The sequence below is a fragment of the Vagococcus intermedius genome (genome assembly GCF_029144185.1).
Lineage (GTDB): Bacteria > Bacillota > Bacilli > Lactobacillales > Vagococcaceae > Vagococcus_D > Vagococcus_D intermedius.
Genome location: NZ_CP110232.1, coordinates 114,726 through 137,831, shown reverse-complemented (window position 1 = coordinate 137,831; position 23,106 = coordinate 114,726). Strand labels below are relative to the sequence as shown.

Sequence of the window (23,106 nt, the reverse complement as noted above, 5' to 3'; positions counted from 1 at the left end):
GGAAAAGATTGCCCTTTTCCTACTTTTTATTTGGGTAAAATAATTGTTACTTTAAACATATCTCCATCCACATCGATTGTAAGTTGCCCTTTGTGAAGAGTCACGATGCCATTGATAATGGCTAAACCTAAACCTGATCCTTCAGATTGCCTCGCCTCATCACCACGAGTAAATCTTTCAACTAAAGAACTAGCTTCTTCATTTAATTCATAACGAGAAATGTTTTTAATTTGTATCATCACTGTCCCTACCTGTTCTGTCACTTTAAGGTAGACTCGTGTTCCAGGTAACCCATATTTTATAACATTTCCAAAAAGGTTGTCAAATACCCGCCACATCTTATCTCCATCTACTTTAATAGTCGTTGCTACATTAGGAAAATTAGTGATGAGATGTAACTGTTTTTCCGCCATCTCTTCTTCATACTCTCCTAGTGTTTGCCGCAATAATTGCTGTAAATTTATCTCTTTAATGTGTAAAGTAACATTACCATTATTCATTTTAGTTACTTCAAATAAATCATCGATTAACTGTTTCATTCGTTGTGACTGTTTATTAATGATAGCTAAATACTCATCTCTTTCCTTATTTGAAAGAGTCTGATCAGTCAATAGATCACCATAAGAAATGATAGAGGTCAGCGGTGTTCTTAAATCATGACTGACATTAGTTAATAACTCTGTTTTAAGTTCCTCAGTCCTTTCATTCATGATTACTGTTTCTGACACCATCCGTTCTAATTCTGATAAATCCGTGATAACCTCTGTTAAAGCATACTTAGTATGATGTTTTTTTTGATAAATCGTCATAATTTTGTTAACTTGCTCAATGACTTGACGTATTTTATTTTCTCTATAAGTTAATAATAAAATAACAATAATTAATAGACCAATCGCCAGACTCAAAAACGTAATTTTCCTAAATAATGACCCTACTGAATTCTCATAAATAAATTGATATAATATTGGTATCACAATCAACGTTCCAAATACTAAAACAGTTACTTGAATATAGGTCGGTAATTTTTTGAAAAACAAACTTGCTGCTTTGGCCAAAAAATAAGAGGCACTATTATTGAACTGATCTTTAATCGTTTGATAGCCTTCTTTTTTTACTAAACTAAAGATAACTCCTTTGACAATAATACTGACCAATATTATCGAACCATAGCCTATAAGAAAAATCGCTATCGCAAGTCGCCAATCGGTTGTTGTTAGATACTTTCCTAGGCTTGCCACTGTAAAACTAATAATTACAGTTAACCAAATACTTAATAGAAATCTTATATCAATTGGGATTTTATATAACCAATGACATGTTCGATCATATAAAGGTAATTTCATATAAAAAATTAAAAGGATCCCCCCCACAGTCATCACGATTAAACCTAATATAAATAATACTTTGCCATAATTAATTAATCTTAACTCATCATAAAAAAAATCAGCACCCTCTGATCCTTTTACAAAGGTTACATAACCTTTTAACACACGTGGTTCATTACTATTCCACCAAATTTCTTCTAATTCTGGTGGAGCAGCTACACCTATCTTTAGAGGTGAGACGGTACCGATACCACGTTTTTCTAAAATTCTTTTAATTTCTAAATCAGGCAATTGTCCTCGTCTAGAAATATTTTGAAACACTTTCCCCTCACTACTTGTTAAATAATACAAATAATTATTATTTAAACTATTAATAGTGCTGGTACTATGGCTAATGACCTCATCTCGTAATGATAGTATCTGGTCTACTTTAGCAGTAGCGATTTTTTCTCTGACAGCTTTTTCATCAGTGAAATTTTCAATAACATCATTGATTTTACGTTGTCTCTCTTCTGTTAATTCTTTTTCTAAATCACTATTTTTAGCACTTTGGGCTCTTTCTATTTCTAAACGATACTGTCCAATAACATCATTTACCTGACCTTCAAAATCACCAAATGAATAGCGATAACTTTCAACTTGACTATCGCTAATATCAGCAGCGGTAATGGTTTTACTACTAAATTTACTCAAAAAATCTTCGATATAAAGTGAACCAAATTCTTCTTGGCTGATGTAGTCTGTTATAATATCACTGTTTTTCTTAGTTAAAGCTCCTGCTGTCCTAATCAAAATAACAGTACTCATCAATAGCAGCGCTGTAGCTAGACATAGTAATAATTTATTTTTCGATCTTATAGCCAACACCCCACACCACCTTTAAATATTCTGGTTCTTTAGGATTTTTTTCGATTTTTTCTCTAATCTTTCTAATATGAACCGATACAGTGTTGTCTGAATTAAAACTAGGTTCTTCCCAAACTGCTTCATATATCTCATCAATCGAATAGACTTTACCTGGATTTTTCATGAGTAATTCTGTTATTTTAAACTCGGTTTTTGTCAGTCTAACCGGACAATTATCCACACTCACTTGCTTCGTTTGATCGTCAAGCTCTAGCCCCCTCACCTTTAGTCTATTACTTCCTTCTAACGTCTCACCTTCATACTCACCTAAAGTTAAATAGCGACGCAGTAGTGATTTGACCCTAGCCATCAACTCCATCGGACTAAATGGCTTAGTCAAATAATCATCTGCACCAACTTGTAACCCTTGAATTTTATCAATATCTTCAGATTTTGCACTTAACATTAAAATAGGTATATTACTAATTTCACGAATTTTTTTAGTTGCTTCGACACCATCTAGAATGGGCATCATGACATCAATAATTGCTAAATGAATAGGGTTACTTTCGATTAGTTTAACAGCATCTAATCCATCACTTGCTTCCAATACTTGATAATCTTCTCTCTCTAGGTAGATACGAATAGCATTTCTAATTTCTACATCATCGTCTACAACTAAAATCATTTTGCTCATATCATTTACCTCCACATCTTATTAACCAACTTCTACATTATACCTAAGCAGACTCTTTTTTACGCTCTGATTTTCTTAAACCTTCCTTAACATCACTAGCTTAAGCTGATAGATAAAATAAAACAAGTGGTATTAACTACACCACTTGCTTTATTTTATGAATTATAGTTTGTTAAACGCTTTTTCTTGCATATCTCTAATTGTTTTAGCCGATTCTAACATTTTTTGTTTTTCTAAATCATTAAGAGGAATTTCAATCACATTTCTAATCCCCTCACGATTAATCACAGCTGGTGACCCGATATACAACTTATCCAAACCATACGTTCCTTCCATATATACAGATAAAGGTAAGATCGCATTTTCATCATCAAAAATTGCCTTGGTAATCCGTGCTAAAGCAATTGCAATCCCATAATGAGTAGAGCCTTTTCTTTCGATAATCTTATAGGCAGCATCACGAACATCTGTCACTAATTCTATCAACCGTTCTTCTGTTACCTCAGGGTGTTTTTTAACCCATTCATAAATTTGCAACCCACCAATGTTAGCATGAGACCATACTGGAAATTGAGTATCACCATGTTCTCCTATAATATAAGCATGAACATCTCTGGCATCAACATCAGTAATTTTAGCTAACGACCGACGAAAACGGGCACTATCAAGTGAGGTACCAGAACCTATCACACGATTGCTTGGCAAGCCTGAAAATTTCCAAACAGCATAAGTTAAAATATCAACTGGATTACTTGCTACTAAGAAAATACCATCAAAACCACTAGCCATGATATTATCAACAATCTCTTTGGTAATTGTTAGATTTTTATTAATTAAATCTAAACGTGTCTCATTCTCTTTTTGAGCCGCCCCTGCTGTGATAACTATCAAATCAGCATCATGACAATCCGCATAGGTCGCAGCATATATTTTTTTAGGAGACGTAAAAGCTAAGCCATCTGATAAATCTAAGGCATCACCTTCACTTTTCCCTGTATTAAGATCAATGATTCCTAATTCTCGCCCAATATTTTGAGCAACTAAAGCAAAAGCATAACTTGAACCAACATCGCCTGCTCCAACTAAAATTATTTTTTCCTTTTCTTTTCTTTGCCCCATCTAACCACTCCTTCTATCAACTAAAGATATCTTTCCCCTTATTCTACCCTTTTTTTCTATTTAATAACAATTTATTGTATTAAAAAACAGCCAAGTAAGTAACACCTAACTTGACTGTTTTTTATCGATTAAATTTTACCTTCAGCTTTTAATTTAACTGTCAGTTTTTCTAACATTTCTTTTGTCATACCGTCTAGATCAAATTTAGGTGCAAAATCCCACTCATCTTTGGCACAGGTTGCATCAATTGAATTTGGCCATGATTCGGCAATTCCTTGACGGACTGGATCAACATCATAACCCATTTCGAATTCTGGCATAACTTTTTTAATTGACGCTGCAATTTCTTCTGGTGTAAAGGCCATTGCCGTAATATTAAAGGCGTTACGGTGGACTAAACGGTCAGCATCTGCCGTCATCAATTTGATGATAGCTTCAATCGCATCATCCATATACATCATATCCATTGACGTACCTTCTGCGATAAACGATTTATAAGAACCGGTTTTAAGTGCTTCATAATAAATATCTACAGCGTAATCAGTCGTACCACCACCTGGCTCAACTTTATAAGAAATCAACCCTGGGAAACGTACAGAACGTGTATCCACACCGTATTTAGTATGGTAATAATCTGCCAATAATTCACCAGCAACTTTAGTCACACCATACATCGTTGTTGGGTGCATAATATCGTCTTGCGGTGTATTATCTGCTTGTGAATCTGGACCATAAGCCGCAATTGATGACGGAGCAAAGAATTTAGTATCTAACTCGCGAGCAATTTCTAACCCATTCATTAGACCAGTCATATTAAGATTCCAAGCAAAGGCTGGACGTGCTTCAGCAGTTGCTGATAATAAGGCTGCTAAGTGAATAATAGTATCAACGTCATTTTTTTTAGCCAAATCTAAAAATTTATCATAGTCTGTAACATCAAGAACTTCGAAAATACCTTCTTCACAAACAGGGCTTCCTTCTATTGAACGAATATCTGTTGCAATGACACTATCCATTCCATTTTCTTGACGCAAACGATAAACTAATTCTGAACCAATTTGGCCTAATGAACCGGTAACTAATACTTTTTTCATATTATATTATCTCCTTAACAGTTAACTAAGTGTTAACATTATTTTATTGTTTAGATTAAGTCAAACTCTTTTCCAACTTTTTCATAAATAGCTAATGCCTTGTCTAACATTTCAGTTGTATGTGCAGCTGTTGGCATGTTACGAACACGACCTGTACCAAGTGGAACAGTTGGGAAGACAATCGATTTAACATAGACACCTTCTTCATATAAACGTTTACTGAAATCTTGCGCTTTTTGTTCATCACCAATAATCACTGGTGTGATTGGTGTTTCTGTGATACCCGTTTCAAATCCCATAGCTTGTAATTTTTCTTTAAAGTAAGTAGCATTTTCCCAAAGTTTTTCATTTAAGCTAGTATCTTCATCTAAAATTTGTAATGAACGTTTGGCAGCTGCTGCATCGGCTGGCGTTAAAGCTGTTGAGAATAAGAATGGGCGAGAACGAACTTTTAACCAGTCAATTAATTCTTGTTTCCCCGCAACATATCCCCCTACAACACCAATAGCTTTTGATAATGTTCCAATTTGGAAATCAACTTCTTTTTCTAGACCAAAATGTTTTACTGTACCATGACCATGTCCTAAAACACCTGATCCATGAGCATCATCAACGTATACCATTAAATCAAATTCTTTTGCAATTTCAACAATTTCTGGTAATTTACAAATATCACCATCCATTGAAAAGACACCATCAGTAATGAACATTGCTTTTTCATATAAACCTGACTCACGTACTTCTTTTGCTTTTGCTGCAAAATCTGCCATATCTGAATGATTAACACGAACAATTTTAGCTCCTGATAAACGACAGCCATCAATAATTGAAGCATGATTCAATTCATCCGATAAAATAACGTCTTTTTTACCCATAACTGCTGAGATAGCTGCCATATTACAGTTAAAACCTGATTGATATGCAATAGCGGCCTCTGTTCCTTTGAAATTAGCTAACTCTTTTTCTAAATCTAAATGAACTTCTAATGTCCCATTAATCGTACGAACAGCTCCTGCTCCTGCTCCCCATTTATCTAATGCGTCTTTAGCAGCTTTTACTAAGCGTTCGTCTGTTGCTAGGCCTAGATAGTTATTTGAAGATAAGTTAATCAATTCTTGTCCACCAACTGTAATCATTGGACCGTTAGCACTTTGTAATGGTTCAATTTCATTGTAAAGACCTTTTTCTCTTAACTCAGATAAATTTGCTTGTAAAAAATCATGTAGTTCTTTGCTCATAATAATTTCCTCCTCTTTAATATTCTTATATAATCATAACACGATTACTAATTATTATCTTTCACATACCCTTATACTATTAATAACATTAAATGAACCTTTACATCAACCGCTTTCAAGACATCCTTAACTAATTATAATTAATTTAGTCATTTTCTTATTTTAAACCTTTTACTATGAAATAAATTATATGCTCAATCCCTTTTATATCTTAATTTTTAATTATTATTAACTATAAAGACATGCTTTTGACAACCTTAATGGAGAACAAATAGTAACCTCCTAATAGATTAATGATTTAATTTTTTTTACTCACTATATAAAATTAATTGCATCACAAACTCTTCCTAACACAGGTTTCAGTTTTACTCTCTAAAAAATATTTTACCTTTATATGATGCTATTTAAGCAAGGGAACATTCTAAATTTAAACACAACTGACCTTCCATAATATTTTGTGACATAAATAGTGTGTACTATCATTTTGTATCCGTTATCTTTTGTGAAGTAATTGCTTAATGTCTTTAATAGAAAATAAACAAGACTTACGACTCATCAAAAATCAGACCTAAGATGGACTCCTTTTTCCTAGTAAACTGATATAGTTAAAACAAGTTAAAAACACAGGAATAGGAGGCAGACATGATGACTAATCAACCCGTTACAACAACTATTTTCAGACTTATTGGCTTTAGTATTATTATTTACTTATTATTAACCGTTCTTGGTGGTATTCTTGGATTCGCTTTCCATATCTTACTACCTATGGGACTAGCCTTCTTATTATTTCGTTTACTTTTTAATAAAAATAAAGTATCTACTCATTACCATAACTAACGCAAAAAAAAGTTCAAGCAAGTGCTTGAACTTTTTTTTTAACCTAATGCCACATCTAACACCATCATAATAATAAATCCTACCATGACACCAAAAACAGCATGATGATTTTTACTAGAAGAATTTTGTTGAGCTTCAGGAATCAGCTCCTCTACTACGACATAAATCATAGCTCCTGCTGCAAAAGCTAACGCATATGGTAAAATAGCTGTTAATTTAGTTACTAAAATAGCACCAAAAACACCCGCAATTGGCTCAACAATACCTGATGCTTGCCCATAAACAAATGCCTTCCAACGACTCATTCCTTCTTGTCTTAAAGGAATAGAAACAGCTGCTCCTTCTGGAAAATTTTGAATCCCTATTCCAATAGCAACTGAAATCGCAGCTAAAACCCCTGCCGTTGGGTCCATCATTTGATTAGCTGCTCCAAAAGCCACTCCTACTGCTAGTCCTTCTGGAATATTATGTAATGTGATTGAAAAAACTAATAAAATTGTGCGTTTTAAATGACTTGGTAACCCTTCTTTTGCTTTTTCAGGACCAAAATGCATATGGGGGATTACTCGATCTGCACCATATAAGAAAAGTCCTCCTAAAGCAAAACCCAATCCCGCTACTAACCAGGGAATATCCCCATTAGCTTCGGCTTGCTCGATTGCTGGATCTAATAAAGACCAAAAACTTGCAGCAATCATAACACCTGATGCAAACCCTAACATTAAATTTAATATGTCTTTCTTTATATCCTTAAAGAAAAAAACCAACGCAGCTCCTAATGCTGTCATACCATATGTAAATAAAGTTCCCACTAAAGCTTGTTGCCATGCACTTAATGTTAATAACCAATCTATCATTAAGACACCTCCATCTCCTACAATTAAAAATATATTATCATTATAGTGTTATCTTATCATATGTTTAAATAACGACAAAGTATTTACATAGCCGATAATTTTATTCTTTTAACTATAAGAAAAAATCCCCAATCAATAAATGATTGAGGAAATAGATGTTATTTGATTAGTAATTATTTTGCAAAACGGGTAAGTTGCTTTTGTAAGACCACGTTGTGACCAAGAAAATACATTATGAAAACTTTTATTGGGAATTGAATAATATTTTTTCCAACACGTAGAGGAAGTTGAGCTATAGCAATGGGTCCCATCATCATATACAACCATAGTGTATTTAGAAAAATATCTACAATTATAGTCACTAATAAATTAGCAACAATGATTCGTGACCATGTCAGTTCTTTTTTATAAAAAAACCAGCCATAAATTACTCCTGTTAAAAATGTTGAAAATGAAAAACCTGGGAAATAAGGTCCTGTCACTGGAAATAAAGATATTCCCACAAAATCTGATAAAAGCGACCCTACACCTGTCAACATTGGTCCAAAAGTCATCGCCATTAAAGCTGTTGGAATAAATGAAAAACCAATTCTAACAAACGGCGTTTGGATTGAAAGAAATCGCGTTAAGATCAATTGAAGTGCCATTAACACCCCCATTAACGCTATTTCTCTAGTAGTAATTTTTTTTGAAAACATTTGCGCATCTCCTTAATAGAGTTGCTACACTTATGCAGCGAATGCAAAAATAAAACCGCGAACCCTTACAAATTAACCAGATGCTTACATCACCCTTTATCAAGCCGCAGTAGCTTAAGATTCCCAACCATCAATGACTGGGCTAATAAATCAGTTTATTTTTTGTAACAGTTCTTCGTTCAAATGGCAACATCCCATCCATTCAACACTTAACGCTTTATTTTCTACTCTGATATTTTTGGTATCTCTACCGTCTTCAACTATACCACAAACACTTGTATGAGGCTATTTCACCAGCTAGATTAACCTAAAAAAAATAAGCTACTAGCTACGAATGTACTAGCGGCTTATTAAAACGTTTACAAAAATACAAAACTTGCACTTTTCATTATAACTACAAACAATTTAGTTATCAAAACTTAAAGGCTTTAATGTCGCTTCTTTTTGGATTGTTCTAAAATCTAATAATCCTTTTGATAGGCCTCTAATTAATACTTCTGCTGAACCGATATTAGTTGCTAAAGGCACCTCATAAACATCACACAAGCGAATCAATGCATTAACATCAGGTTCATGAGGTTGAGATGACAGTGGATCACGTAAAAATATGACCAAATCTATCTTATTCTCTGATATAAGTGCCCCAATTTGTTGATCGCCTCCTAAGGGACCCGAATTAAAGCAATGAATCTCTAAACCTGTTGCCTCCATGATTTTTGTCCCTGTTGTCCCTGTTGCATATAATGTATGTTCTTTTAAAATAAACGTATACGCTGTCGTCAACTTAATCATCGTTTCTTTTTTTCGATCATGTGCTATTAAAGCAATATTCATAACAGTCACTCCTTTCACATATTCTTATTGTAGCATATTAACTTGAATTATTATGACTATTTGGCACTATACACAGATTTAAGTATTTTAATTGTGCAAAGTTGCCATACAAAAAGATAACGCTTTCATTTATACTCTAGTTAGGGCAAGTTAAATAAGAATATGGAGGAATCAGCATGGTAGAGATTGCATTAAAAGGAATTCATAAAAAATATGATAATAATGAATGTTATTCCGTAACAGATTTTAACTTAAATATAAAAGATCAAGAATTTATTGTTTTTGTCGGACCCTCTGGTTGTGGAAAATCAACTACTTTACGTATGGTTGCAGGGTTGGAAGATATTAGTGAAGGTGAGTTATTTATTGGAGATAAACTAATGAACAATATCGCCCCTAAAGATCGCGATATTGCGATGGTCTTTCAAAACTATGCTTTATACCCTCACATGACCGTTTTTGATAATATGGCTTTCGGTTTGAAGCTTCGTAAATACCCTAAGGAAGACATCAAACAACGGGTTGAGAATGCAGCTGAAATATTAGGTTTGACTGATTATTTACAACGTAAACCAGCGGCTCTCTCTGGAGGACAACGTCAAAGAGTTGCTTTAGGCCGTGCTATTGTGAGAGATGCTAAAGTCTTTTTGATGGATGAACCTTTATCAAACCTGGATGCAAAATTACGAGTAGCCATGCGTGCTGAAATTGCAAAACTACATCGTCGGTTAGAAACCACAACCATTTATGTCACACATGATCAAACAGAAGCTATGACAATGGCTGATCGCATCGTCATTATGAAGGATGGATTCATTCAACAAATTGGTTCCCCAAAGGAAGTCTATGATACACCAGATAACGTCTTCGTTGCTGGTTTTATTGGCTCACCTGCCATGAACTTTTTTAATGTTTCTTTAAATGAAGGTATTATCTCAAATAAACATGGTTTGAATTTGACCCTACCTGAAGGAAAGTATAAATTATTAAAAGAACACGGCTATGAGGGAAAAGAGCTCATATTCGGAATTAGGCCTGAAGACATTCATAGTGCTCCGATTGCCTTAGAGACTTCCCCTGAGTCTGTTGTAAAATCAGAAGTAGTTGTAGCAGAATTATTAGGAGCTGAAACCATGCTTTACACTCTTGTAGGCGATACAGAATTTATTTCAAAAGTTGATGCTCATGAAAGTTATTTACCTGGTGAAGTGATTGAACTAGCTTTTAACCTTAATAAAGGTCATTTTTTTGATAAACAAACAGAAGAGATCATTCGCTAATATTTTACTAGTTGATACTAAAAAAGTGGTCTCCTAAATTCAATGGAACATGAGAACACGCAAAAAAAGAAACACAGTTCATGTTAACTGTGTTTCTTTTTCATTCAATTAATTATGGAGGTTAACGGGATCGAACCGCTGACCCTCTGCTTGTAAGGCAGATGCTCTCCCAGCTGAGCTAAACCTCCTGAAGATCATTCCTACATGTATGCGTGGCAACGTCCTACTCTCACAGGGGGAATCCCCCAACTACCATCGGCGCTAAAAAGCTTAACTTCTGTGTTCGGCATGGGAACAGGTGTATCCTTTTTGCCATCACTACCACACTTTACATATAAGAAAAAAAATAAACTCACTTGAGTTTAGTCTTAATAATATCTAAGCGTGGCGACGTCCTACTCTCACAGGGGGAAACCCCCAACTACCATCGGCGCTAAGAAGCTTAACTTCTGTGTTCGGCATGGGAACAGGTGTATCCTTCTTGCCATCATCACCACACTCTTAGATATCTATTAAATTGAGTAATTGCTCACTCAAAACTGGATGTTAAAGTTTAATCAAAACATTCCTTGATCCTACGTTTAAATTCTTGGTTAAGTCCTCGACCGATTAGTACTAGTCCGCTCCATACATCACTGTACTTCCACTCCTAGCCTATCTACCTGATCGTCTCTCAGGGGTCTTACTTTCCGAAGAAATGGGAAATCTCATCTTGAGGGGGGCTTCACGCTTAGATGCTTTCAGCGTTTATCCCGTCCACACGTAGCTACCCAGCAATGCCCTTGGCAGAACAACTGGTACACCAGCGGTGTGTCCATCCCGGTCCTCTCGTACTAAGGACAGCTCCTCTCAAATTTCCTACGCCCGCGACGGATAGGGACCGAACTGTCTCACGACGTTCTGAACCCAGCTCGCGTGCCGCTTTAATGGGCGAACAGCCCAACCCTTGGGACCGACTACAGCCCCAGGATGCGACGAGCCGACATCGAGGTGCCAAACCTCCCCGTCGATGTGGACTCTTGGGGGAGATAAGCCTGTTATCCCCAGGGTAGCTTTTATCCGTTGAGCGATGGCCCTTCCATGCGGAACCACCGGATCACTAAGTCCGTCTTTCGACCCTGCTCGACTTGTAGGTCTCGCAGTCAAGCTCCCTTATGCCTTTGCACTCTGCGAATGATTTCCAACCATTCTGAGGGAACCTTTGAGCGCCTCCGTTACTCTTTAGGAGGCGACCGCCCCAGTCAAACTGCCCATCTGACACTGTCTCCCGCCACGATAAGTGGCGCGGGTTAGAATGGTCATAACACAAGGGTAGTATCCCACCAACGCCTCCTTCGATACTAGCGTACCGAGCTCTACGGCTCCTACCTATCCTGTACATGTGTCACAAACATTCAATATCAAACTACAGTAAAGCTCCATGGGGTCTTTCCGTCCTGTCGCGGGTAACCTGCATCTTCACAGGTACTAAAATTTCACCGAGTCTCTCGTTGAGACAGTGCCCAAATCGTTACGCCTTTCGTGCGGGTCGGAACTTACCCGACAAGGAATTTCGCTACCTTAGGACCGTTATAGTTACGGCCGCCGTTTACTGGGGCTTCAATTCTGAGCTTCGCATAAAGCTAACCCATCCTCTTAACCTTCCAGCACCGGGCAGGCGTCAGCCCCTATACGTCATCTTTCGATTTTGCAGAGACCTGTGTTTTTGATAAACAGTCGCTTGGGCCTATTCACTGCGGCTGGTCCGGAGACCAGCACCCCTTCTCCCGAAGTTACGGGGTCATTTTGCCGAGTTCCTTAACGAGAGTTCGCTCGCTCACCTTAGGCTACTCGCCTCGACTACCTGTGTCGGTTTGCGGTACGGGCAGTTGTATTCTAACTAGAAGCTTTTCTTGGCAGTGTGACATCAGAAACTTCGGTACTTTATTTCCCTCCCCATCACAACTTGTCCTTGAAGACGTAAGCATTTTACTCACATCAAGACTTGTTGCTTGGCCACACACTTCCAGTCGTGTGGATTTCTTAGCCTACTGCGTCCCTCCATTGGTCAAACAAATACTACTGGTACAGGAATATCAACCTGTTGTCCATCGCCTACGCCTATCGGCCTCGGCTTAGGTCCCGACTAACCCTGGGAGGACGAGCCTTCCCCAGGAAACCTTAGTCATACGGTGGACAGGATTCTCACCTGTCTTTCGCTACTCATACCGGCATTCTCACTTCTAAGCGCTCCAGTAGTCCTCACGATCTACCTTCAACGCCCTTAGAACGCTCTCCTACCAATGTACAAAAGTACATTCCACAGCTTCGGTAATATGTTTAGCCCCGGTACATTTTCGGCGCAGGGTCACTCGACTAGTGAGCTATTACGCACTCTTTAAATGGTGGCTGCTTCTAAGCCAACATCCTAGTTGTCTGTGCAACCCCACATCCTTTTCCACTTAACATATATTTTGGGACCTTAGCTGGTGGTCTGGGCTGTTTCCCTTTCGACTACGGATCTTATCACTCGCAGTCTGACTCCCGGATATGAATGGATGGCATTCGGAGTTTATCTGAATTCGGTAACCCGAGATGGGCCCCTAGTCCAAACAGTGGCTCTACCTCCATCATTCTTAATCCGAGGCTAGCCCTAAAGCTATTTCGGAGAGAACCAGCTATCTCCAAGTTCGATTGGAATTTCTCCGCTACCCACAGCTCATCCCCGCACTTTTCAACGTACGTGGGTTCGGTCCTCCAGTGCGTTTTACCGCACCTTCAACCTGGCCATGGGTAGATCACATGGTTTCGGGTCTACGACAACATACTCAAGCGCCCTATTCAGACTCGCTTTCGCTACGGCTCCGACTCTTCATCTTAACCTCGCATGCTATCGTAACTCGCCGGTTCATTCTACAAAAGGCACGCCATCACCCATTAACGGGCTTTGACTTGTTGTAGGCACACGGTTTCAGGATCTATTTCACTCCCCTCCCGGGGTGCTTTTCACCTTTCCCTCACGGTACTGGTTCACTATCGGTCACTAGAGAGTATTTAGCCTTGCGGGATGGTCCCCGCGGATTCCGACGGAATTTCTCGTGTTCCGCCGTACTCAGGATACTCATAGGTGTGTGATCAATTTCGCCTACGGGGCTTTTACCCACTACGGCTGACCTTTCCAGGTCGATTCGACTATCCATCACAACTACCATATTTGAGTCCTACAACCCCAAGAAGCAAGCTTCTTGGTTTGGGCTCTTACCGTTTCGCTCGCCGCTACTAAGGTAATCGAATTTTCTTTCTCTTCCTGCAGGTACTTAGATGTTTCAGTTCTCTGCGTCTCACCTCATATACCTATGTATTCAGTATATGATGACAGCCTATGACAGCTGCCGGGTTTCCCCATTCGGAAATCTCTGGATCATAGCTTACTTACAGCTCCCCAAAGCATATCGGAGTTAGTCCCGTCCTTCATCGTCTTCTAGTGCCAAGGCATCCACCGTGCGCCCTTATTAACTTAACCTAATTTACTAACATTAATGTTAGATTTTTGACTTCCACATGTAGCGATACATGCTCCATCAATCCTTTAAACAGCGTTTTGAACTTTGTTTAAAAACTCTTATGAATAGTACTAATGTACTTATCATCAACGCGGTGTTCTCGGTTTGTTTTGATTAATTATATCTTTAACTATCCAGTTTTCAATGAACAATAAGTTTGAGAGTAGACCTCTCAAAACTGAACAAAGTGACTTACCTGTAGGATTCCGTTATATTCCTTAGAAAGGAGGTGATCCAGCCGCACCTTCCGATACGGCTACCTTGTTACGACTTCACCCCAATCATCTATCCCACCTTAGGCGGCTGGCTCCAAAAGGTTACCTCACCGACTTCGGGTGTTACAAACTCTCGTGGTGTGACGGGCGGTGTGTACAAGGCCCGGGAACGTATTCACCGCGGCGTTCTGATCCGCGATTACTAGCGATTCCGGCTTCATGTAGGCGAGTTGCAGCCTACAATCCGAACTGAGAATGGCTTTAAGAGATTAGCTTGGCCTCGCGACCTTGCGACTCGTTGTACCATCCATTGTAGCACGTGTGTAGCCCAGGTCATAAGGGGCATGATGATTTGACGTCATCCCCACCTTCCTCCGGTTTATCACCGGCAGTCTCGCTAGAGTGCCCAACTTAATGATGGCAACTAACAATAGGGGTTGCGCTCGTTGCGGGACTTAACCCAACATCTCACGACACGAGCTGACGACAACCATGCACCACCTGTCACTTTGTCCCCGAAGGGAAAGCTCTATCTCTAGAGTGGTCAAAGGATGTCAAGACCTGGTAAGGTTCTTCGCGTTGCTTCGAATTAAACCACATGCTCCACCGCTTGTGCGGGCCCCCGTCAATTCCTTTGAGTTTCAGTCTTGCGACCGTACTCCCCAGGCGGAGTGCTTAATGCGTTAACTGCAGCACTGAAGGGCGGAAACCCTCCAACACTTAGCACTCATCGTTTACGGCGTGGACTACCAGGGTATCTAATCCTGTTTGCTCCCCACGCTTTCGAGCCTCAGTGTCAGTTACAGACCAGAGAGTCGCCTTCGCCACTGGTGTTCCTCCATATATCTACGCATTTCACCGCTACACATGGAATTCCACTCTCCTCTTCTGCACTCAAGTTCTCCAGTTTCCAATGACCCTCCCCGGTTGAGCCGGGGGCTTTCACATCAGACTTAAAGAACCACCTGCGCTCGCTTTACGCCCAATAAATCCGGACAACGCTTGCCACCTACGTATTACCGCGGCTGCTGGCACGTAGTTAGCCGTGGCTTTCTGGTTAGATACCGTCAAGGTGGGAACAGTTACTCTCCCACTTGTTCTTCTCTAACAACAGAGTTTTACGATCCGAAAACCTTCTTCACTCACGCGGCGTTGCTCGGTCAGACTTTCGTCCATTGCCGAAGATTCCCTACTGCTGCCTCCCGTAGGAGTCTGGGCCGTGTCTCAGTCCCAGTGTGGCCGATCACCCTCTCAGGTCGGCTACGCATCATCGTCTTGGTGAGCCATTACCTCACCAACTAACTAATGCGGCGCGGGTCCATCCTTCAGTGACACCCGAAAGCGTCTTTCATAGTTCTGCCATGCGGCAAAACCAATTATGCGGTATTAGCACCTGTTTCCAAGTGTTATCCCCCGCTGAAGGGTAGGTTACCCACGTGTTACTCACCCGTCCGCCACTCTTCTTATATGAAAGGTGCAAGCACCTTTCGAAGAAGCGTTCGACTTGCATGTATTAGGCACGCCGCCAGCGTTCGTCCTGAGCCAGGATCAAACTCTCAATAAAAGTTATGATTAAGACCGAAGTCTTTAGCTCATTAATGATTGCTAGCGAATTACTTCACTATACAGTTTTAATATAAAACTGATAAAAATTTTTGTGTTGTTATCTTACTAAAAGATAACATCCTACACGTTTGGTTCGTCTTACTTTGTTCAGTTTTCAAAGGTCTAAATCTTGTCGCTTTAGCAACTCATTTATAATATCATGTTTAGTTGTCATTGTCAACAACTTTTTAAAATATTTTTTTGAGTTGTTTCAACGAAGCCTTGCGACTTGTTTTAGCAACTTAATCATAATATCACGCTTAGTTGTTGTTGTCAACAACTTTGTGACATTCTTTTTAAAATTCTGTTACAAAAACATTTCGTTGTTGTTTTAGCAACCTAATTAGAATAACACCTAGCTGATTAACTGTCAATACTTTTTTTACATTTAATTCTAAACTAGTTAACCTGCTATAGTTTTCTCACTAACATACTGACTCTTGCTTTTATTATCTTCTATATATAGCACATAATAAGTTCTATCTAAAAAATCGCCAACTAAAAAGTTGAGCGACTTTTTTAATTACTAGTTACCAGATCTTTTACCTTCTATTAGTATTGGCAAAGCTAGCTGTCCATTTAATTTTAAAGCTAAGTAATAAGCCAAACTAAAATCAACTAAACTATGAATGATACCACCTATACCGATTAGCCCACATACTACATATAAAAATCCCTGATCATATACTGCTCCAGACATATTTCCTGTAAAGAAAAAAATGGAAACAACTAATAATTCAACTAAACTATGAATGATAGCAATAAATATATTAAAACCAATAATTTTGACTGTAGAAGATGTCATACTTGGTTTTCTTTGTAAAATTGCTGCACCAATGACTGCAAAACAAACATGTGATAACGCACGGGCTGCTATAATAACTGGGAAAGATAAGAAGAAACCAAAAGCTGTTCCGAGCGCGACTGAAATAGCAACTCCTGGGGATATAAACATGGCTAAAAAGACTGGTACATGACTTGCTAAAGTGAAACTAGCCGGTCCTATGACCACTTTTACTGGCATCACAATCGGAATTAAAATACCTAAAGCTACTAATACTGCTGAGAAAGTCATCTTCTTTACATTTGAATACATTTTCCACCACCTTTTGTGTCTTGACACCTTTACTGAGATAGTACCTTACGCACCTTCATGTGTCAAGACACTTAGAAAATAAAAAAGACGATTGTCAGACAATCGTCTTTTTTTGATCAAATTAGTTGATTTTTACTTCTGCCAGAGCATTTGATAGATCTGCAAACTCTTGTAACGATAATGTTTCTCCACGACGCTTCGGATCAATTCCTGCAACTGATAAAGCAACTGTCAGACGTTCTTTTGTTTCTTCTTCTTTACCGTAAGTTGCAAGTAAATTATTCCACAATGTTTTTCGACGTTGGTTAAAAGCGGCTTTCGTCAATTTAAAGAAAGCACGTTCATTTGTAACTGTAACAGCTGGGGTTTGACGTCTAACTAATTTTATAATAGCTGAATCAACATTAGGTTGTGGTACAAAGGCTGTTTTTGGCACAATAAAAGCAACAGAAGCTTCCATATAGTATTGAACAGCAATCGATAATGACCCATAAGCTTTAGTACTCGGCTGTGCAGTAATACGATCGCCCACTTCTTTTTGCATCATGACAACCATTTCAGCAACATCTAAATTTGACTCTAGAAAATGCATCATAATTGGTGTTGTAATATAATATGGTAAATTGGCAACAACCTTAATTGGTAAATCTTCTTCAAAAATTTCTTTGGTTACCGTTACTAAATCGGCTTTTAAGACATCTTCGTTGATAACTGTCACATTCGGGTACGGTTCCATAGTTTCATCTAATACTTCAATTAAACGACCATCTATTTCAAAAGCAAGTACTTGCTTAGCATAGCGAGCTAAATGCTCAGTTAAAGCACCAATTCCCGGCCCTACCTCAATAACGTTAGTTTTTTCAGACAAGTCCGCTGCAAAAACAATATTCCGCAAAATATTAGGTTCTGTTAAAAAATTTTGACCTAAACTTTTTTTGAAAGAAAATCCATATTTTTTCAGGATCTCTTTTGTACGACTTGGAGTTGCTATTTCTTTATACTCCATCTTTTTCCTCCTTTAAGACCACTTCCATAGCCTTGTTTAATTCGACTTCTGTAATTTGAAACATCTTTAGACGTTTACAGAGTTGTTTTCCATTAGTATAACCGATTCTCAAGTAATCACCTAATGCTTCTCGACGCTTTTTAGCCTTCGCGCCAGCTATTAAACCATAGTCTAATAGTAATTGTCGTGGGATTTCAAAAGTTTGACTAGTATCATCAAACGCCTCATATGGTGACAAAACATTCTTTAGCGCATCCAAAATAGCTTCATCACTAGCATGTTCAACCCCTAAACTGCTTCCTTTTTTCTGTGGTGCACCATCTTTTCGAGAAATAAAAGCATGTTTAACTTTGGGGACTGCAGCTGTAATAATTTTCCTGATTTTTTCACCAGAAAAATCAGGATCTGTAAAGACAATAACTCCTCTTATTTCTTGGGCATGTTCTATCCTCAGTAAAATGTCTTGATTGATTGCTGATCCAATTGTTTCAATCGTATCGACCTCAACAACTTGTTGCAAACGTTTTGTATCATCTTTTCCCTCAACTACAACAATTTCTTTTATTTTTAATTTTTCATTCATTTTAGTCTAAATAGTTTATGGGCATTTTTACGTGTTGTATCAGCAATTACCTCTAAACTATCTCCTCTTAATTCTGAAATTTTTTCTACAACATATCGTGTATAACCAGGCTCATTTCTTTTGCCTCTATAAGGAACTGGGGCTAAATAAGGGGCATCTGTTTCAACTAACAAACGCTCCAAAGGGACCTCTTTAGCTACTTCTTGAACTTCAGCAGCTTTTTTAAAGGTTACCACACCACTTAATGAGATATGCATCCCTAAATCTAAAAAACGTTTCATCCATTCTGTGTCTCCACTAAAACTATGCATGATGCCACCTATCTCTTGGACATTTTCATCTTTTAAGATTCGGTAAGTGTCTGCCATCGCTTCTCTCGTATGAATACTGATGGGTAAATTCATCTCACGAGCAATTGCAATTTGACGGCGAAATATCCGCTCTTGTACTTCCTTAGGATCTTCCATCCAATGATAATCTAGACCTATTTCTCCTAACGCGACTACCTTAGGTAATACTAATTTTTCCTGTAAATCTGTTTCGATTTCTTTGGTATAAGCCCCCGCTTCTGTCGGATGCCACCCAATAATACTATAGATAGAAGAATGGGCAGTACTTAACTCTAACGACTTAATGATTGTTGGTGTATCAAAACCAACTACTGCCATTTCTGTTACGCCTAATTCAGCCGCTCTAGCCATTGTTTCCGGTACATCTTCTGAAAATTGTGCGACATTTAAATGAGTATGTGTGTCAAAAATCATATTACTCTCTCCTTTAAACTATTTTTCCCTAACACAAAACGATTGAAAACTGAAGTAGCTTTCAATCGTTAGTGTTGTTTTATGCTATAACAGAACCATTAGGAACACCTTTTGGTGCTTCAATCAACTGTAATTTACCATCAAACTCAGCTGATAAAATCATTCCTTGGCTAATTTCACCACGTAATTTTCTTGGTGCTAAGTTAGCTACAACTAAAACTTTTTTACCAATTAAATCTGCTGGTGCTGGATAAAATTCGGCAATACCTGATAAAATTTGACGATGATTTTTATCGCCCGCATCTAACCTAAATTGAAGTAACTTATCTGCACCTTCAACCTTTTTACAATCAATTACCTCTGCTACTTTTAACTCAACTTTATCAAAATCGTCATATTTGATTGCTTTATCTTTCACACTAACCAATTCAGTTTCTTTAGGATCCCAAGTAAAATCTTCTGCTGTCTCTGCTGCGACTGTTTCATTCATTTTTTCTTTGATATAAGCCACTTCTTGCTCGGTATCAAGACGTGGGAAGATTGGCTGACCTTTACTGATAACTTTTACATCTTCAGGAAACTCACCAAAACGAATGTCCGTAATAGACATTTCGGCATCGTGTAATCCTAATTGTTTAAAAATTTCTTTTGGCGCTTCTGTTAAAACTGGTTGTAATAAAATCGCAACTATACGCAATGATTCAGCCAAATGTACCATTACACTGTCTAATTCTGCTTTACGCTCAGGATCTTTTGCTAAAACCCAAGGTTCAGTTTCGTCAATATATTTATTAGCGCGTGAGATCAAGGCCCATACTTCCTGTAACGCAACACTAAATTCCATATTATCCATAGCTTTATGGTACTTCCCAATGATATTCGCCGCTGTCGTTGATAATTCACTATCAAAATCAGTGACTAGAGAAGCATATTTAGGTACTTGTCCTTCACAATATTTATTGATCATGGCAATCGTCCGATTCAGTAAGTTACCTAGATCATTAGCTAAATCATAGTTGACACGTGCCACGAAATCTTCTGGTGTAAACACACTATCATTTCCAAAAGGAATCGCTCGCAATAAGTAATAACGTAAGGCATCTAAACCATAACGTTCTACTAACATTTCTGGATAGACAACATTCCCTTTAGATTTAGACATTTTACCATCTTTCATAACAATCCAACCATGAGCATATACTTTTTCTGGCAATGGTAAATCTAATGCCATTAACATTATTGGCCAATAAATAGTATGGAAACGCACAATTTCTTTCCCTACCATGTGAACATTGGCTGGCCAGAATTTTTTGAAATTACTATCATCTTCACTGCCATAACCTAACGCCGTAATATAATTAGATAGGGCATCAATCCAAACATATACTACATGTTTTGGATTACTTGGCACAGGTACTCCCCATGAAAAAGTTGTACGTGTCACTGCCAAATCTTCCAAACCTGGCTTAATAAAATTATTAATCATTTCATTTTTACGAGAAGCCGGTTGGATAAAATCGGGGTGCTGCTCATAGTATTCTAGTAATCGATCTGCATACTTACTCATTCTAAAGAAATAAGATTCTTCTTTTACTAGCTCTACCTCATGACCGCTTGGTGCTTTTCCACCAATCACCTTACCATCAGAATTACGATAAACTTCTTCTAATTGACTTTCAGTAAAGTATTCTTCATCTGATACTGAATACCAACCTTCATATTCACCTAAATAAATATCGCCTTGTGCTAATAAACGTTCAAAAATTTGTTGGACACGTTCAACATGATCTTTATCAGTTGTCCGAATAAATTTATCATTTGTAATATCTAAATCTTTCCATAATTTTTGCACATCAACTGCCATCTCATCAACATATTGTTGTGGTGAAATCCCCATTTCTTCTGCTTTATTTTCAATCTTTTGTCCATGTTCATCTAAACCTGTCAAATAAAAAACATCATGGTCCGTTAAACGTTTATATCTTGCAATAGCATCACAAGCAATCGTTGTATATGAACTGCCAATGTGTAATCTCCCACTTGGATAATAAATCGGTGTCGTAATATAAAATGTCTTTTTTTCTGTCTTTGTCATAGTCAGAACTCCTCCTTGAATCAACTACTTACCGTCGATTTTTTACTGCACATAATTATATATCAGTATACCATAAAGCTTAGCTACGACTCAAAAAATTTATGATAGTTTCTAAGTATGTTCTTAAATATCTTTTATCAAAGTAACATAATCCCTCTCTCCATTATCTCTTAGTAACCATTGATTATTTTCCACATGCGTGAGTTAATTAATTTTCAGATCCAAATTTCAAGTTTATGATTTTACAAGATAAATTAAAAACACTAGCATTATATAAAAATAACCTGTATATTAATAGCTAAACTATTATGACATTCAATCACTTGGAGGGATATTATGCAAAAAGCACTTGTCAAAGCCTTACCTAAAATCGAATTACATTGCCATCTTGATGGATCAGTTAGGCCTCATATATTAGAAAAGATTGCACAAGAAGAATTAATACCTTTGCCTTATAAAGGACAGCTTTTAGCTGAAAAGTTAATAGCTCCTGAAGATTGCCCTAGCTTGTCTATTTATTTAGAAAAGTTTGACTTAGTTTTACCATTTTTACAGACTGAATTTGCCTTAGAATTAATTGCTTATGACTTAATAGCTCAAGTGGCAGAAGAAAACGTGACCTATATTGAGGTTCGCTTTGCACCACTTTTATTTAATCAAAAAGGATTGAATTTAACTCAAATAATAACTGCCGTTTTAAAAGGTCTCGCTCGTGGCAAAAAAGAGTTTGGCGTTCAAAGCAATGCTTTATTGTGTGGTATGCGACACCATACCATAGCTGATAATAAACAAGTGGTCCAAGCCGTATCTGATTTCTCTCAAAACGGGGTCGTTGGTTTTGATTTAGCTGGTGATGAGGCTAATTATCCAACAGAAAATTTTTCAGACGTCCTCAACTTTGCCAAAGAAGCCAAGCTACCACTAACCTTGCACGCTGGTGAATGTGGCTGTCCACACAACGTCATGACCTCAATCAAATTAGGTGCAACACGGATTGGACATGGTATCGCTATTCAAAAAGATGAGACTGTTATCAAAACCTGTCTGGAAAACCAAACTGTTATTGAGATGTGTCCAACAAGTAATTTTCAGACGAAAGCCGTCACTCACTTAGCCGACTATCCTTTTAAAAAATTTCTAGATGCTGGTTTAAAAATTTGCATCAACACTGATAATCGAACTGTCTCAAATACTACGCTAACAGAAGAATATTTAAAATTAGAGGCGTGGTACGGTATTGATTATGCCTGTTTAGAAAAATTAAATCACCATGCTATTGACGGCGCCTTTATCGATTCCAAACAAAAAGAAATCTTACATAGTATCATCACTCATGGATATAGTACCTCTATAAAAAAAACGATAAGCTAATTGC

Annotated in this window: 16 protein-coding genes, 1 tRNA gene, 4 rRNA genes and 1 riboswitch; of the genes, 3 read left to right on the top strand and 18 right to left on the bottom strand. The window is 37.7% G+C overall.

Translation table 11 applies throughout. The annotated features are described in order from the left end of the window. Positions 1-26: 26 nt before the first annotated feature. From OL234_RS00705 to OL234_RS00685, 5 genes are all read right to left on the bottom strand, one after another. Positions 27-2,189, bottom strand: a complete 2,163-nt coding sequence (locus OL234_RS00705; protein ID WP_275469259.1) for a sensor histidine kinase — start codon at positions 2,187-2,189, stop codon at positions 27-29. Continuing rightward, on the bottom strand, positions 2,167-2,868 hold the full coding sequence (locus OL234_RS00700; protein ID WP_275469258.1) for a response regulator transcription factor: 702 nt from the start codon (positions 2,866-2,868) through the stop codon (positions 2,167-2,169). Before OL234_RS00700 ends, OL234_RS00705 begins: the two co-directional genes overlap by 23 nt. A 162-nt stretch (positions 2,869-3,030) precedes the next feature. Next, positions 3,031-3,987 (bottom strand): L-lactate dehydrogenase, encoded by a 957-nt coding sequence (locus tag OL234_RS00695; protein WP_275469257.1) that lies wholly within the window; start codon positions 3,985-3,987, stop codon positions 3,031-3,033. Positions 3,988-4,115: 128 nt separating this feature from the next. Then, a complete protein-coding gene (locus OL234_RS00690; protein ID WP_275469256.1) occupies positions 4,116-5,081 on the bottom strand; it encodes an NAD-dependent epimerase/dehydratase family protein in 966 nt (321 codons plus the stop codon). 50 nt (positions 5,082-5,131) lie between these two features. Next, a complete protein-coding gene (locus tag OL234_RS00685) occupies positions 5,132-6,322 on the bottom strand; it encodes a glycine C-acetyltransferase (RefSeq protein ID WP_275470083.1) in 1,191 nt (396 codons plus the stop codon). A 642-nt stretch (positions 6,323-6,964) separates the two neighbouring features. Between OL234_RS00685 and OL234_RS00680 the strand changes: the two genes are divergently transcribed. Further along, positions 6,965-7,156: a hypothetical protein gene (locus OL234_RS00680; RefSeq protein WP_275469255.1), complete on the top strand. Its 192-nt coding sequence runs from the start codon at positions 6,965-6,967 to the stop codon at positions 7,154-7,156. A gap of 38 nt (positions 7,157-7,194) precedes the next feature. Here OL234_RS00680 and OL234_RS00675 read toward each other — a convergent pair whose 3' ends face one another. The 3 genes from OL234_RS00675 to mgsA form a co-directional block, all read right to left on the bottom strand. After that, positions 7,195-8,013, bottom strand: a complete 819-nt coding sequence (locus OL234_RS00675) for a ZIP family metal transporter (RefSeq protein WP_275469254.1) — start codon at positions 8,011-8,013, stop codon at positions 7,195-7,197. Positions 8,014-8,186: 173 nt separating this feature from the next. After that, positions 8,187-8,711, bottom strand: coding sequence for a folate family ECF transporter S component (locus OL234_RS00670; protein WP_275469253.1), 525 nt, complete (start codon positions 8,709-8,711; stop codon positions 8,187-8,189). Between the two features lie 129 nt (positions 8,712-8,840). Further along, positions 8,841-8,945, bottom strand: a riboswitch (THF riboswitch). A 171-nt stretch (positions 8,946-9,116) separates the two neighbouring features. After that, the gene (gene mgsA / locus OL234_RS00665; protein ID WP_275469252.1) at positions 9,117-9,545 is read right to left on the bottom strand and encodes a methylglyoxal synthase; all 429 of its coding nucleotides are present in this window, start codon (positions 9,543-9,545) and stop codon (positions 9,117-9,119) included. 176 nt (positions 9,546-9,721) lie between these two features. Here mgsA and OL234_RS00660 point away from each other — a divergent pair, with 176 nt between their 5' ends. Then, positions 9,722-10,825, top strand: a complete 1,104-nt coding sequence (locus OL234_RS00660; protein ID WP_275469251.1) for an ABC transporter ATP-binding protein — start codon at positions 9,722-9,724, stop codon at positions 10,823-10,825. A gap of 115 nt (positions 10,826-10,940) precedes the next feature. On the opposite strand, the gene OL234_RS00655 is transcribed toward OL234_RS00660, so the two are convergent. From OL234_RS00655 to metG, 10 genes are all read right to left on the bottom strand, one after another. Continuing rightward, positions 10,941-11,013: transfer RNA gene (locus tag OL234_RS00655), tRNA-Val, on the bottom strand. A 22-nt stretch (positions 11,014-11,035) separates the two neighbouring features. Beyond that, positions 11,036-11,151 (bottom strand): 5S ribosomal RNA (gene rrf, locus OL234_RS00650). A 56-nt stretch (positions 11,152-11,207) separates the two neighbouring features. Beyond that, positions 11,208-11,323 (bottom strand): 5S ribosomal RNA (rrf, locus tag OL234_RS00645). A gap of 91 nt (positions 11,324-11,414) precedes the next feature. Then, positions 11,415-14,327: ribosomal RNA gene (locus OL234_RS00640) — 23S ribosomal RNA — on the bottom strand. Positions 14,328-14,589: 262 nt separating this feature from the next. Continuing rightward, positions 14,590-16,146: ribosomal RNA gene (locus OL234_RS00635) — 16S ribosomal RNA — on the bottom strand. Together the 16S, 23S and 5S rRNA genes with 1 tRNA gene alongside form the textbook arrangement of a ribosomal RNA operon. 567 nt (positions 16,147-16,713) lie before the next feature. Beyond that, entirely contained in the window at positions 16,714-17,283 is a 570-nt protein-coding gene (locus OL234_RS00630) for a hypothetical protein (protein ID WP_275469250.1), read from the bottom strand. A 121-nt stretch (positions 17,284-17,404) separates the two neighbouring features. Continuing rightward, positions 17,405-18,289, bottom strand: a complete 885-nt coding sequence (rsmA, locus tag OL234_RS00625) for a 16S rRNA (adenine(1518)-N(6)/adenine(1519)-N(6))-dimethyltransferase RsmA (protein ID WP_275469249.1) — start codon at positions 18,287-18,289, stop codon at positions 17,405-17,407. Further along, positions 18,279-18,872: a ribonuclease M5 gene (gene rnmV / locus OL234_RS00620; protein ID WP_275469248.1), complete on the bottom strand. Its 594-nt coding sequence runs from the start codon at positions 18,870-18,872 to the stop codon at positions 18,279-18,281. Before rnmV ends, rsmA begins: the two co-directional genes overlap by 11 nt. Continuing rightward, positions 18,869-19,636, bottom strand: a complete 768-nt coding sequence (locus OL234_RS00615) for a TatD family hydrolase (protein WP_275469247.1) — start codon at positions 19,634-19,636, stop codon at positions 18,869-18,871. Before OL234_RS00615 ends, rnmV begins: the two co-directional genes overlap by 4 nt. A 79-nt stretch (positions 19,637-19,715) precedes the next feature. Beyond that, the gene (metG, locus tag OL234_RS00610; RefSeq protein ID WP_275469246.1) at positions 19,716-21,731 is read right to left on the bottom strand and encodes a methionine--tRNA ligase; all 2,016 of its coding nucleotides are present in this window, start codon (positions 21,729-21,731) and stop codon (positions 19,716-19,718) included. 336 nt (positions 21,732-22,067) lie between these two features. On the opposite strand from metG, the gene add reads away from it, so the two are divergent. Next, the gene (gene add, locus OL234_RS00605) at positions 22,068-23,102 is read left to right on the top strand and encodes an adenosine deaminase (RefSeq protein WP_275469245.1); all 1,035 of its coding nucleotides are present in this window, start codon (positions 22,068-22,070) and stop codon (positions 23,100-23,102) included. Positions 23,103-23,106: the final 4 nt, after the last annotated feature.